This window comes from Caballeronia sp. KNU42 (assembly GCF_053760385.1).
In genome coordinates this window covers 1877109-1890071 of record NZ_CM132389.1, presented here as the reverse complement: position 1 = coordinate 1890071, position 12963 = coordinate 1877109, and the positions used below count along the sequence as shown (strand labels likewise).

Annotated in this window: 12 protein-coding genes; 9 read left to right on the top strand and 3 right to left on the bottom strand. The window is 63.2% G+C overall.

Annotation, left to right across the window (positions count from 1 at the left end; all coding sequences use genetic code 11):
- Positions 1-120 precede the first annotated feature (120 nt).
- The 3 genes from ACSOSP_RS27625 to ACSOSP_RS27615 all read right to left on the bottom strand — a co-directional run bounded on the left by ACSOSP_RS27625 (position 121) and on the right by ACSOSP_RS27615 (position 2794).
- A complete protein-coding gene (locus ACSOSP_RS27625; RefSeq protein ID WP_455311625.1) occupies positions 121-1068 on the bottom strand; it encodes a LysR family transcriptional regulator in 948 nt (315 codons plus the stop codon).
- 36 nt (positions 1069-1104) lie between these two features.
- The gene (locus ACSOSP_RS27620) at positions 1105-1764 is read right to left on the bottom strand and encodes a M24 family metallopeptidase (RefSeq protein WP_455311624.1); all 660 of its coding nucleotides are present in this window, start codon (positions 1762-1764) and stop codon (positions 1105-1107) included.
- A gap of 160 nt (positions 1765-1924) precedes the next feature.
- Positions 1925-2794: a LysR substrate-binding domain-containing protein gene (locus ACSOSP_RS27615; RefSeq protein WP_455311623.1), complete on the bottom strand. Its 870-nt coding sequence runs from the start codon at positions 2792-2794 to the stop codon at positions 1925-1927.
- A 288-nt stretch (positions 2795-3082) separates the two neighbouring features.
- Here ACSOSP_RS27615 and ACSOSP_RS27610 point away from each other — a divergent pair, with 288 nt between their 5' ends.
- From ACSOSP_RS27610 to ACSOSP_RS27570, 9 genes are all read left to right on the top strand, one after another.
- On the top strand, positions 3083-4783 hold the full coding sequence (locus ACSOSP_RS27610) for a 5-guanidino-2-oxopentanoate decarboxylase (protein WP_455311622.1): 1701 nt from the start codon (positions 3083-3085) through the stop codon (positions 4781-4783).
- Positions 4780-6255, top strand: coding sequence for an aldehyde dehydrogenase family protein (locus tag ACSOSP_RS27605; protein ID WP_455311621.1), 1476 nt, complete (start codon positions 4780-4782; stop codon positions 6253-6255). The genes ACSOSP_RS27610 and ACSOSP_RS27605 overlap by 4 nt, the downstream gene beginning before the upstream one ends.
- 23 nt (positions 6256-6278) lie before the next feature.
- Positions 6279-7250 (top strand): agmatinase, encoded by a 972-nt coding sequence (speB, locus tag ACSOSP_RS27600; RefSeq protein WP_455311620.1) that lies wholly within the window; start codon positions 6279-6281, stop codon positions 7248-7250.
- 239 nt (positions 7251-7489) lie between these two features.
- A complete protein-coding gene (locus ACSOSP_RS27595) occupies positions 7490-8584 on the top strand; it encodes an ABC transporter substrate-binding protein (RefSeq protein ID WP_455311619.1) in 1095 nt (364 codons plus the stop codon).
- The gene (locus ACSOSP_RS27590) at positions 8581-9510 is read left to right on the top strand and encodes an ABC transporter permease (protein WP_455311618.1); all 930 of its coding nucleotides are present in this window, start codon (positions 8581-8583) and stop codon (positions 9508-9510) included. Before ACSOSP_RS27595 ends, ACSOSP_RS27590 begins: the two co-directional genes overlap by 4 nt.
- Entirely contained in the window at positions 9507-10364 is an 858-nt protein-coding gene (locus ACSOSP_RS27585; RefSeq protein ID WP_455311617.1) for an ABC transporter permease, read from the top strand. Before ACSOSP_RS27590 ends, ACSOSP_RS27585 begins: the two co-directional genes overlap by 4 nt.
- A 25-nt stretch (positions 10365-10389) precedes the next feature.
- Positions 10390-11463, top strand: coding sequence for an ABC transporter ATP-binding protein (locus tag ACSOSP_RS27580; protein WP_455311616.1), 1074 nt, complete (start codon positions 10390-10392; stop codon positions 11461-11463).
- A 49-nt stretch (positions 11464-11512) separates the two neighbouring features.
- Positions 11513-12289: an amino acid ABC transporter permease gene (locus tag ACSOSP_RS27575; protein WP_455311615.1), complete on the top strand. Its 777-nt coding sequence runs from the start codon at positions 11513-11515 to the stop codon at positions 12287-12289.
- A complete protein-coding gene (locus tag ACSOSP_RS27570; protein WP_455311614.1) occupies positions 12286-12942 on the top strand; it encodes an amino acid ABC transporter permease in 657 nt (218 codons plus the stop codon). Before ACSOSP_RS27575 ends, ACSOSP_RS27570 begins: the two co-directional genes overlap by 4 nt.
- Positions 12943-12963: the final 21 nt, after the last annotated feature.

The following is a 12963-nucleotide window of genomic DNA, read 5'->3' as shown; positions in this document are numbered from 1 at the left end:
TCGACGCAGGGAGAGTGTCTCCAAGTGCTTGCGGAGGGTCCAATCGTTTGGATGGATCAGGTGATAAGCGCTTCTTATCAGGGCATGCAAGCGCGTGCATGAGGCTGCGGATCTTCAGGCTTAAACGGTTACTAGCCCCGTTGATGCGCGCACAGCCTCGGGCAGCAAAGCGTCGAACGCCTGTTGCAGATCAAGCTGCTCGGCGGCTCTCCATATGGCGGCAACAAGGGGCGGCAGCGTATTGCGATTGCGCGCGATAAGGCCGATGCCACGCGTCAACTCAGGCAACAAAAGCGACGCACGCACCCCGCTGCCCTCGGGCAGGACGCTTAGAAGGCTATGCGGAAACACGCTGAACAAGCCCGCATGCTGAACGTGCGCGTAGAGAGAAAGAAGGGAGTCGGTTTCGAGAATGACCGTAGGCTGCACGCCCTCGCGTCGAAACGCTGCATTGATCACTTGCCGGTTCTGCATGGTCGCGGTCAACAGACCAAGGGGCAATCCACCCGCGCCGCTCCATTGGACCGTACCCGCATCAAACCCATCGCCCGCACCGGGAGGCGATAACAGCAGGTAGCGTTCAACGTAGAGAGGCAACACGCTGAACCCCGCCTGCACCTGGTCGTCAAGATACGTCAGGCCGACATCGAGTTCGTGCTCGTCCAGTTGACGCAGGATCGCGTCGGAGCTGAGCGAGCGGACCTCATAGTGCATATGCGGATGCTCGCGCATGCACGGTGCAAGCATGCTGGTGGTCACCGGCATGACGGTCGGGATCGCGCCTATACGAAGCGTCCCGATCAGCTTCACCTGCGCGGCGGACGCATCCTGCCGCATGTTTTGCAGCGACGCGAGCGTTTGCCTCGCCCATCCAAGCACGCGTTCACCGTCCTCCGTGAAGCCTACGAAACGCCGCGTCCGCTCGACAATGACCAGCCCCAGTTCGGCCTCGAGCGTACGGATGGCCGACGACAGCGCGGGTTGGGAAACGTGACAGGCCTCTGCGGCGCGCGCGAAATGTTTTTCGCGCGCCAGCGTGACGAGATACTCGAGTTGCCGAATGAACATTGCGTCCTTTTATTAGCCTTGTTTCACCGGCACGGCTCACGCAAGCAGGTCCTCATAGAACGAGCCGAACGGCCTTGTAGGATGAGCAAGCTGAATCTCGAGAATCCAGAGCCCGGCATCCGGATGCGGCTCGAAATTGCCGAGATTGCCCGCCTTGAAGATCGCGTGCGGGAAATCGCTCACGCGATGCCCCTTGATGTCGAGGTTCAGTTTCCACCCAAGCGCTGACGCACGCTCCGCCGCGAAGTCGTACAACGCCGTGCCGCCGGCGCCCGTCGTTCGCCAATGATGCTCGACCTCGTCGAAGACGGTCTTGGTCGCCTCCGCGCACGCTTTCATCTCCGGGTCCGCACCGACCACGAAGGTCGCGCCCGCATCGCCTTCATGTCCTTTCCAGACGACGCCGAGATCGACAAAAAAAATGTCGTCGTCTTTAAGTCGCGGATCTCCCTCGGAACGTTGCTTGAACGTGCGCAAGGTGTTTTCTCCGAACCGGATCAGGATGGGATGCCAGATGCGCTCCATCCCGAGCTCCTGCATGACTTGCTTGCACTCGGTCACCGCTTCCGACTCGAGCATGCCGGGCTGAATCCGGGCCGCCACCTGTTCGACGACTTCCCACGTTTTGTCGCGCGCGTAATGCATCGATTCGAGAACGAATTTTTCGCCCACTGCCTGTTGCGTGTCAGTGCTCACCCAATTTCTCCGGCTTCGTTATATTCGCTTAAATATATCGATGCCCACTTGGAAAGTCCATTTCCCTGCGGCATCCTGGTCATATTCTACGCGGGGCCGGCTAGCGTCCGGATTGAACGGACCTGCGCACTCCGACCGCTGAGACCTCGCGTCGGCAGCTCTATCCATTCGCCCCGAGCCACTCACGGAACAGGTTCACCTTGGGCTGGTGCGCGAGGCAATTCGGATAGACGAAGTAGTACCGGCTGCCCGTCGTGAGCACGATATCGAACGGCCTCGTGAGGCGCTTTGACGCGACATCTTCGCTCACGAGCGAGCAGTCGCTGATCGCGACGCCGAAGCCTTGCGCCGCCGCATTGGTGGCCAGGTCGAGCGTTTCGAAACTCTGCCCAAGGTCGGCATTGATCTCGGGTGCATCGGCATGGGCGAGCCACATCTTCCAGTCGCGATGGTCGCGCGTTGGATGCAGCAGGGTATGCCGGGCAAGATCGGCCACGTTATCGAGCGATTTTTCCTCCAGCAACGAAGGCGCGCACACCGGCGTCAGTTGCTCCTCGAAAAGCGCAATCGAATGAACGTCCACGCCCGGGGACGAGCCATAAATGATCGCGGCGTCGAACGGCTCGACCTGGAAATCGACGTCGTGTTGCCAGGTGGTCGTGAGCTGCAACTGGATCTCTGGGTACTCCGCCTGGAAGCGCATGATCTTCGGCAGGATCCAGCGCATAAGGCAGGTGGGTACCTTCAACGCGAGGTCGGTACGCTGCCGGGTCAGCCGCAGTGAAATCTCCTCGATCCGAGAGAAGCTCTCTTTCACGGTCGGCAATAGCTGCTCGCCTTCATTCGTCAGCGCGAGCCCCTTCGAGTGCCGCGTGAACAGCGGAAAACCGTAGTACTCCTCCAGCGTCAGGATCTGGCGGCTCACGGCGCCTTGCGTGAGGCAAAGGTGATCGGCGGCACGCGTGAAACTGCGGTGGCGCGCGACCGTTTCGAAGATTTGCAGCGCATTGAGCGGCGGCAGGCGGCGCATTCTCGTTTCCTTCCTGCATTTGAAAAAGTCATGGCGGCCGGTTGTGCTGTCCGGCCAGAGGTTTGATAGATGCACGAGTCCAACGCTGCATATATACACCGAATTTAACGCCTCGCATCGCCTGAAAGCACTGCCCCCCACAATAAGCCCATGAGCCAAAGACATGGCGCGCATGCAAATTCATCGATTGCCGTACACGTGCCATGCACCAAGAATGCATCAACACGCACACTCCGGAGAAAGGCATGTACCGGCAACGGATCAAACGGATCACTCCGCAGGAATTTCATGAATTCGCCTGAAAATATCTCGCTCCTTGGTCACGCGAGCGGACACTGCGCTCCCCGTCCAGTCGACACGCAGACCTGCGGCGAAGCGCTGGTGAGACTGCTTGAGCACTACGGCGTTGAACTGGTGTTCGGCATTCCCGGTGTCCATACGGTCGAGCTGTATCGTGGACTGGCGACGTCGACGCTGCGCCACATCACCCCTCGTCACGAGCAGGGCGCGGGCTTCATGGCGGACGGCTATGCGCGTGTTACGGGAAAACCCGGGGTGTGCTTCATCATCACCGGGCCGGGCATGACGAATATCGCGACCGCGATGGCGCAGGCCTACGCCGATTCGATCCCCATGCTCGTGATCTCCAGCGTGAACACCACGCGCCAGCTCGGCGGAGGAACCGGACGCCTGCATGAGCTGCCGTCGCAGCGCAACGTATTCGCCGGGCTCACCGCGTTCTCCCACACGTTGCTCGATGCTGACGAACTGCCGCAAGTCCTGGCGCGCGCGTTCGCGGTGTTCGCCACCGCGAGGCCGCGGCCGGTTCACATCGAGATTCCGCTCGACGTGATCGTCGCGCCTGCTCGCGACGCGACATCCCGCTGGGTCGTGCTGCCCGCGAAGCCCGCCGGCGCGCCGGCTGCCCTCGACGAGGCCAGCGCCCTGCTCGCCGCCGCGCGCCGGCCGCTGATCCTCGCCGGTGGCGGTGCTGTGGAGGCCGCGCCCGAATTGCGCGCACTGGCCGAACGCCTGCATGCGCCGGTGGCGCTTACGATCAACGCCAAGGGCCTGTTGCCGCGCGGCCATGAGCTGTCGATCGGCTCGACCCAGTCGCTCGCCGCGACGCGCGCGCTGGTGCGTGAGGCCGATGTCGTGCTCGCGGTCGGCACCGAACTGGGCGAGACGGACTACGACGTGGTGTTCGACAACGGGTTTGCAATCGACGGCAAGCTGATCCGAATCGACATCGACGCGCAGCAGGTCATGCGCAATTTCCGTCCCGACGTGGCGATTGCAGCCGATGCGAAGCTCGTGCTCGCCGCGCTGGACCAGAGGCTTGCCACACGCCCGTTGCCGCCACGCGATGCCGATTGGGGCGCGCCGCGCGCAGGTACTGCGCGTGCTGCGGTCAATGCCGGTTACGACGCACCGATCCGCTCGCAGGCGATGCTCTTCGATATCGTATCGAGCGCCCTGCCCGATGCAATCATCGTGGGCGATTCAACGCGCCCCGTGTACGCGGGTAATTTCGTCTTCGAAGCGTCCTCCCCCAGGTCGTGGTTCAACTCATCGACTGGCTACGGCACGCTGGGCTACGGGTTGCCGGCTGCTATCGGCGCACGGCTCGCGTCGGGCAACCGGCCCGTGATCTGCCTGATCGGCGATGGCGGCTTGCAGTTCACGCTGCCTGAACTGGCGAGCGCCGTCGAAGCGGCTGTGCCGGTCATCGTGCTGCTGTGGAACAACCGGGGTTATGCCGAGATCAGGAAATACATGGTTGAACGCGATATTGAACCGATCGGTGTCGACATCTATACGCCGGACTTCCTTGCGCTGGCACGCGGTTTTGGCTGCCGCGCCGCGTCTGCCCATACGCCTGCCGCGTTGGCGGAAGAACTCAAGCAGGCTGTGGGGCGCCGCGTGCCCACGTTGATTGAAATCGACGAACAGAAGTGGTTCGACCACGTCCCGGGAGACCCGGCATGAACGCGCCGAACGACACTCAATTCCTGACGCAGCTCTATATAGATGGCCGCTGGCTCGACGGCGCACTGGGCCGCACGATTGCCGTGGTGAACCCTGCAACCGGGACCCGCCTGGCCGACGTGGCCGCGGGCACCCTCGCCGACGTGGACCTGGCGGTGGCGTGCGCGGCTCGCGCGTTTAGTACATGGCGGCATACGACCGGCGCCGAGCGCGCAGGCTATCTGCGCGCAATCGCGGCGGAAGTGGAAACGCGGCGCGACCGTCTCGTGATGCTGCAATCGCTTAACAACGGCAAGCCTCAGGCAGAAGCGCACATGGACGTCGACGATGTGATCGCGAGCTTCAGCTATTACGCGCAATTGGCTGAGCAACTGGACGACCCAGGCGGCGCCGAAGTCAGCATCCCCAACATCGAGCACCGCGCGCGGATTCTGCGCGAACCCTGCGGCGTGGCCGCGCTGATCGTGCCGTGGAATTTCCCGATGGTGACCACGGCGTGGAAACTCGCGCCTGCGCTCGCGGCCGGCTGCACGGTCGTGCTCAAACCTTCCGAAATCACGCCGCTGCCCGAACTCGAACTGGTCTCGGTGATCGCATCGGCAGGCTTGCCGGCGGGTGTTTTCAACGCGGTGACGGGCACCGGCGCGGACGTAGGCGCGCCGCTTGTGGCTCATCCTGGGGTCGCGAAAGTATCGTTTACCGGTAGCACGAGTGTCGGCCAGACGGTGATGAAGACGGCCACCGATACGCTCAAGGGCGTGAGCCTCGAACTCGGCGGCAAGTCGTCGATCATCGTGTTCGACGATGCGGATCTCGATCTGGCGGTCGACCTTGTCGAAGCGGGCGGCTTCTTCAACAGCGGCCAGATGTGTTCGGCGACGAGCCGCGTGCTGGTCGCGCGCAAACTCGCTCCCTCCTTGCTGGCAAGGCTCGTCGAGCGCGCGGAGCGGATCGTCGTCGGCGACCCGTTCGCGCCTGACGTGCGCATGGGGCCGCTCGTGAGCCGTGCCCAATTCGACCGGGTGCGTGGCCATATCGAACAAGGGATTGCGGACGGAGCGCGGCTCGTCACGGGTGGCGGCCGGCCAGCCCGTGCACCGGAGCAGGGCTTTTTCATCGCGCCGACAATTTTCACCGAAGTGCCGCCGGCGAGCGCCTTATGGCGTGACGAGATCTTCGGCCCGGTCCTGTGCGTGCGCACGTTCGACACTGAAGAGCAAGCCGTCGACATGGCCAATGACAGTGAGTACGGACTGGTGGCGACGGTCGTCACAGAGGACGAGGCGCGCGGCGAGCGGGTCGCCCGTGCGCTTGAGGCCGGCGTGGTGTGGCTCAACACACCGCAACTGATCTATCCGCAGACGTCGTGGGGCGGCTACAAGCGCAGCAGTATCGGGCGGGAGCTGGGTCCGTTCGGGCTCGCCGCCTTCCAGGAAATCAAGCAGGTGCTGACGCATCGTCAGTCCAACTAGCCCGTCTACCAAAAGGATTTGTGATGAACCACGATAACCAATCCTACAACGCTTTCAACCAGCCGCTCGGCGGTAACCAGATGCCGCGCTTCGCGGGGCCCGCAACGATGATGCGCCTGCCGAGCGCAACCTCGGCCGAGGGGCTCGATGCCTGTTTCGTCGGCGTGCCGCTCGATACCGGCACGTCGAACCGGGCGGGCGCGCGCTTCGGCCCTCGCGCGATCCGGGCCGAATCGTGCCTGCTGCGCCCGTACAACATGGCGACCCGCGCGGCGCCGTACGACAGCATCCAGGTGGCTGACATCGGCGACGTCGCGATCAACACGTTCAATCTGCAGAAGAGCATGGAAATCGTCACTGAAGCGTATGACGAAATTATCGAGCATGGCTGCGTGCCGCTCACGATGGGCGGCGACCACACGATCGTGCTGCCCATCCTGCGCGCGATGAAGAAGAAATACGGCGCGGTTGGCGTGGTCCATGTCGACGCGCATGCGGACGTGAACGACACGATGTTCGGCGAGAAGATCGCTCACGGCACACCGTTTCGACGGGCGATTGAAGAAGGCCTGATCGACGGCAACCGCGTCGCGCAGATAGGCCTGCGCGGCACCGGCTATACGGCGGAGGATTTCGACTGGTCGAGGTCGCACGGCATACGGGTCGTGCAGGCCGAGGAGTGCTGGTACAAATCGGTCGCGCCGATCATGGACGAGGTGCGCGCGAAACTGGGCGATGGCCCGGTGTACCTGAGCTTCGACATCGACGGTCTGGACCCGAGTTTCGCGCCCGGCACCGGCACGCCGGAAATCGGCGGCCTGACGATCTGGCAAGCGCTTGAAATTATCCGCGGCTGCCGTGGGCTGGATATCGTGGGATGCGACCTGGTGGAGATTTCACCGCCGTACGACGCGTCCGGCAACACCGCGCTGGTCGGCGCGAACCTGCTGTACGAGATGTTGTGCGTGCTGCCGAAGGTGAAGTACAGGAAGTAGGCAGTTCGTTTGATGACTGGTCAGCGACCTGCCATGCACGTTCGGCATGCCACGACCTGTAAAAACCAGCCATCAACCCGCCGAGCCATGTGCTTTGATCATGGCAGACATGACGATATATCGATTGTGATGGCTATTTTGCGATCCTAACATTTTCATGCAGGGACAACAGCGCACGGATACGACCGTTCGCCCGGCGCATAGGTCAGACATCTCACTTAACCATCACGGAGTCGGCGATGAACAAATTCAGCACGGGACGGCGGCAAGCCGTAAAGACCATCGGCGCAGCGCTCGCAGCGTCCGCGTTGCCGGCGCCGTTTCTTAATCTCAGGGCACAGGAACACAATTTCTCAGGCAAGACGCTGCGTCTGCTGACCTGGTCAGACGATACGGGGACTGCCGCGCTGCACAATATCGCCGCGACCTTCACGGCAAAGACCGGCGCGAAGGTGATTGCGGACCGCGCGGACGGCACCTCCGGCATGGTCGCCAAGGTGAAGGCCGCGGGCGACCGCCCGACCTATGACGTCATTACGCTCGCGGGCGTAGGCGCCTCAGGTCTCGGCGATGCCGGCCTGCTGGTCAAGCCCGATCTCGACAAGCTGCCCAATCTCAAGGAAGTGGCCGCGCGCTATAGAACCGGCGCGGATGGTTTTGGTGTCGGCTACCTGCTGTGGTCCGACGGCCTGATCTACAACACGTCGACCGTCAAGACGCCGCCCGGGTCGTACGAAGCGCTGTGGGATCCCAAGTACGCCGGCCGCCTGTTCCTGCCGCCGCCCGAGTTCGCCGAGGCGGTCGATCTTGCGATCATTGCTGCAAAAATGTCGGGCGGTTCGCAGCAGAACATCGATCCGGGCTTCAAGAAGCTTACGGAACTGAAGGACCGCGTGATGACGCTCGGCGAGAATCCGAACCAGGTCGCCGACCTGTTTCGCACGGGCTCGCTCGATATCGGCGGCATCTATTCGCCTGCGTTCTTTCCCGACCAGATCAGGAAACCCGAATACAAAATGGGCGTGACGTACGGCATGAAGGAAGGGTTCGCGACGCAACTGATGTTCACGGTGATTCCGAAATCGCACCCTGGCGACCTCGACCTGATTCACGCGTTCATCAACCATTCGCTCGATGCCGGCGTGCAAGGCAAGATGGCCGCCGACGTGCTGAACGGCCCGGTGAATTCGAAGGCCATCATTCCCGCCGAGAGCCTCAGGTTCGTGCCGAGCCCGCAGCAGATCGCGGAGAAGTCCGTCCTCCACGATGACAAGTCGCTCGCCGTGGTACAGGCGGCGTGGATCAAGCGCTACACCGAGATTTTCTCGGCATGACCGCGATGGCCGAACTCTCTTCGCAGCGCGCCGGACCGGGGGCGCCGGACCAGCCGGTTGCCCCCGTATCGGAAACCGCGCTCGCCCGCGCGCGGCCGTGGCTGCTGCTCGCCCCGATCCTCGCGTTTCTCGCGGTGCTCGCGGCGGCGGCCCTCGTGGTCCTGCGCATGAGCTTCGGTGCGCAGGGCGACGAGTGGCACGGGTTCACGCTGCAAAACTACGCGAACCTGGCCGATTCGTATTTCCTGAAGGCGCTGTGGCTCACGCTGCGGCTCGCGTTCCAGAGCATGGTGTGCGCGGTGCTGCTGGCGATTCCGGTCGCGCTTGCGATGGCGCGCACCGAGTCGCGCCTGGCGCGGCGCCTGCTTTTGGCGGGCGTGCTGTTGCCGTTGCTCGTCAACCTGTTGCTGCAAGGCTATGGCTGGCTCGTGATCCTCGGCCCGGCAGGCTTGCTCAATCACGCATTGCTCGCAAGCGGTGTGATCCAGCGTCCGATGCAATGGCTTTATCGTGAGCATGGCGTGTTGCTCGGCCTGATCCAGACTGCGTTTCCGCTCGCTGTGCTGCCGATGTCGAGCGCCATGCGCGCCGTGTCGCTCTCGTATGAGGAAGCCGCAGCAACGCTCGGCGCAACGCGCTGGCAGACGCTGCGTCACGTCATGTTGCCGCTCGCGATGCCCGGGCTTGTTTCAGGCGCACTGCTCGTGTTCGCTTACAACGCAAGCGCGTTCGCAGTGCCGCTGCTGCTTGGCGGCCGGCGCGTGCCAATGCTCGCCGTGCTGGTCCATGACGAGGTCTCGCCGCTGTTGAACTGGCCGGCGGCCTCCGCCTCCGGCGTGGTCCTGATGGTCGCCACGCTTGCCGTCATGGCGATCTCGCAGAGCCTCGTGCGCCGCACCCAACGTCTCAAGGAGCCGTCCGCATGAGCACCCCAATCAATTCTGCGCGCCTCCTGCCTGCGACCATGCCGGGCCGGCTTGGCAGGCCCGCGGCGCTGCTCGCGGCCATCGTCCTGTTCCTGGCCGCCCTGCCGATCCTGACGATGATCCTGATGTCGTTCAGTGCGTCGGACACGCTGGAATTCCCGCCGCCGGGCTACAGCTTGCAGTGGTATCGCGCGGCATGGCACAGCTTCGTCTCGCCTGACGCAAGCGACACCCTGTCCATGGGTACCGCGCTGACGACAAGCCTGATCGTCGCGGTATCGACGATGATCATCGCCACGCTGGTCTCGGTGCCCGCTGCCTATGCATTGAGCCGCTATCGCTTTCGCGGCAAGTCGGCCGTGGAACAGCTCGTTGCGCTGCCGCTCGTCTATCCGCTGGTGATGCTCGGTCTGTCGCTGCTGCTGGTCTTCAACGTGCTGCCCGTGGAGCTCGGCGTGTTCCGGCTGATCATTGCGCATGTGATTCTCGCGCTGCCATTCACGGTGAAGAACTGCGCGGCGTCGGCGGCATCGATTGGCCCGGAGTTCGAGGAAGCCGCCTGCGTGATGGGTGCGAGCCCGCGCCGCGCGATGTTCGATGTGGTGTTGCCGCTGATGCGCCCCGGCATCCTGGCCGGCATGCTGTTCGCGTTCATCATCTCGTTCAACGAGTTCACGGTGACGTTCTTCCTGTACGGCATCAACACGATGACGCTGCCCGTGTGGCTCTACAGCCGCACGGTGTCGTCGCTCGACCCGACCGTGTTTTCGTTCGCCGTTTTTATCGTCGCCATCGACTTCGCGCTGATATGGCTGCTTGAAAAGTTGATTGGCGACGAAGGTGTCGCGCTCTGAACACTCGAGAAACTAAGGAACCCTCATGACTCATCTGACACTCCAGGCCGTGACGAAGCGCTTCAATGCCGCGTACGCCGTCGACCACGTCGACCTGAGCGTCCCGGACGGCAAGCTGGTCTGCTTTCTCGGCCCGTCCGGCTGCGGCAAGACGACCTTGCTGCGCATGATTGCGGGGCTCGAGACGCCGAGCTCCGGCAGCGTCACTTTCGCGGGCCGCGACATCACCCACTTGCCGGCGAACCAGCGCGACTTCGGCATGGTGTTCCAGTCGCTGGCGCTGTTTCCGCACATGAGCGTCGCCGAAAATATCGCCTACCCGCTGCGGCTGCGCAAAACGAGCAAGCTTGCACAAGGGCAGCGCGTGGCCGAACTGCTCGAACTGATCCAGCTGCCGCACATGGCGAACCGGCCGGTCACGCAACTGTCCGGAGGACAGCGTCAACGCGTGGCGATCGCCCGTGCGATCGCGTCGTCGCCGAAACTCTTGCTGCTCGACGAGCCGCTCTCCGCGCTCGACGCCAAGCTGCGCGAATCGATGCAAGTCGAAATCCGCCTGCTGCAAAAGCGCCTTGGCATCACGACGATCATGGTCACGCACGACCAGCGCGAAGCAATGACGATGGCCGACGAGATCGTCGTGATGGAAAAAGGCCGCATTGCGCAGGTCGGCAAGCCACTCGACATCTACCGCAACCCGGTCAGCGAGTTTGTCGCCGACTTCATCGGGCTCGGCAACATCCTTGCGGTCTCGCATGACGGACGCGGCAGCGTGAAGCTGCCGGGCGGCCAGCAGATCGTCGTGGCTGATGGCGCATGGATGCCGGAATCCACAGCGGACATCCGCCTGCTGATTCGTCCTGAAGATGTCTGCGTGAAGCACGTCACGGCCACCAGTGATCCTAACTATCTGGCCGGTACGGTGACGTTCATCCGCGACGTCGGCGCGACACTGGAAGCGACGATAGACTGCGCCGGCTTCACGCTGACAGCCGCCACCACGCAGCGCGAAACGCCCGGGCTCACGCTCGGCATGCCAGTGTTGGCCGAGTTGCCCGCGCACGCCTGCAAGCTGATCGCGGCGCGTCCGCTGCATTGAGCCCATTCATTCTACTTAACCGCCCTCACCTGACCATGAGCCACCCGTCATGACCTATGTGTTCGATTTCAGCGGCTTCGGCATCTACGCGGGCATGCTCGCGCGAGGCGTCGCCGTCACTCTTTGGCTCACTTTTGTCTCGACGGTACTCGGCGGTTTAGTCGGCATCGCGGGCGCAAGCATCAGCGTCGCCGGCCCTCGTTGGGCCCGCACGACGATCGCAACCTACGTCGAGCTGATACGCAATACGCCGTTCCTCGTGCAACTGTTCTTCGTGTTCTTCGGGCTGCCGGGTCTCGGCGTTCATATCGACGAAATGCAGGCTGCAGTCCTCGCGATGACGGTTAATCTAGGCGCTTATGCGACCGAAATCGTCCGCGCCGGCATCGACTCGATTCCGCGTGGCCAGGTGCAGGCAGCGCAGGCGCTGGGCTTGCAGGGACGCCAGGTGTTCCGCCATGTGGTGCTGCCGCAGGCGCTGGCCAATGTGTTCCCGGCGCTCCTGAGCCAGGTGCTGATCGTGATGCTCGGTTCGGCCGTGGTCTCGCAGATCTCGGTGCCGGACCTGACGTCTGCGGCCGCCTTCATCCAGTCGCGCAACTTCCGCTCGTTCGAGAGCTACCTGATCGTCACCGCGACCTATCTGTTCCTGTCGATCGTCTTGCGCCAACTGCTGAACCGGCTGGGCCGGGGCCTTTTTGCCGGACGCTCGCCACACGCGCCACACGCGCCAAGCGCGCCGGTTGGACGGCTGAACTGGCGAAATGGCTGGACGCTGTTCGGCGGACGGCGTACCCAAACGTTGGCAACGGAGCGCTCGCAATGACCGAATTCACGCTGTGGGATATCGCGCGCAACCTGCTGCTCGCGGCTCGCTGGACCGTGTTGTTGTCGTTGATCGCTTTCGTGTGCGGCGGTGCGGTCGGGCTCGTGCTGCTAGCCATGCGCGTGTCGCCATTGCCATGGATGCGCCGCGTGGTCTCGCTCTATGTCGAGCTATTCCAGGGCACGCCGCTCGTGATGCAGTTGTTCCTTGCCTTCTTCGGCCTGCCGTTACTGGGCGTGGAAGTGTCGCCGTGGGTTGCCGCCACCGTCACGCTGACGCTCTATACCAGCGCGTATCTCGCCGATATCTGGCGCGGCTGCGTGGAAGCGGTTCCGCGTGGCCAGTGGCTGGCTGGTGCGAGTCTCGGCATGACATTTGGCCAGCAGTTGCGCTACATCGTGTGGCCGCAGGCGAGGAAGATCGCGGTCGCGCCGACGGTCGGTTTTCTGGTGCAGGTCGTCAAGAGCACCGCACTGACGTCGATCATTGGATTCATCGAACTCACGAAGACTGGGTCGATGATGACCAATACCGTATTCCGCCCGTTTCCGATCTACGGAATGGTCGCCCTGCTGTACTTCGCAATGTGCTTCCCGTTGACGCTGTATGCGCGGCGCCTGCAGCAATTGCAACACGCACAGACACGCCGGTGACACGGCCATCGCGCCGCGCCG

Excerpts from the sequence above, each read along its gene's own strand:
- speB (WP_455311620.1), top strand. The coding sequence starts at position 6,279 with ATGAACCACGATAACCAATCCTACAACGCTTTCAACCAGCCGCTCGGC.
- ACSOSP_RS27590 (WP_455311618.1), top strand. The coding sequence starts at position 8,581 with ATGACCGCGATGGCCGAACTCTCTTCGCAGCGCGCCGGACCGGGGGCG.
- ACSOSP_RS27595 (WP_455311619.1), top strand. The coding sequence starts at position 7,490 with ATGAACAAATTCAGCACGGGACGGCGGCAAGCCGTAAAGACCATCGGC.
- ACSOSP_RS27570 (WP_455311614.1), top strand. The coding sequence starts at position 12,286 with ATGACCGAATTCACGCTGTGGGATATCGCGCGCAACCTGCTGCTCGCG.
- ACSOSP_RS27580 (WP_455311616.1), top strand. The coding sequence starts at position 10,390 with ATGACTCATCTGACACTCCAGGCCGTGACGAAGCGCTTCAATGCCGCG.
- ACSOSP_RS27625 (WP_455311625.1), bottom strand. The coding sequence starts at position 1,068 with ATGTTCATTCGGCAACTCGAGTATCTCGTCACGCTGGCGCGCGAAAAA.
- ACSOSP_RS27605 (WP_455311621.1), top strand. The coding sequence starts at position 4,780 with ATGAACGCGCCGAACGACACTCAATTCCTGACGCAGCTCTATATAGAT.
- ACSOSP_RS27615 (WP_455311623.1), bottom strand. The coding sequence starts at position 2,794 with ATGCGCCGCCTGCCGCCGCTCAATGCGCTGCAAATCTTCGAAACGGTC.
- ACSOSP_RS27610 (WP_455311622.1), top strand. The coding sequence starts at position 3,083 with ATGAATTCGCCTGAAAATATCTCGCTCCTTGGTCACGCGAGCGGACAC.
- ACSOSP_RS27585 (WP_455311617.1), top strand. The coding sequence starts at position 9,507 with ATGAGCACCCCAATCAATTCTGCGCGCCTCCTGCCTGCGACCATGCCG.
- ACSOSP_RS27575 (WP_455311615.1), top strand. The coding sequence starts at position 11,513 with ATGACCTATGTGTTCGATTTCAGCGGCTTCGGCATCTACGCGGGCATG.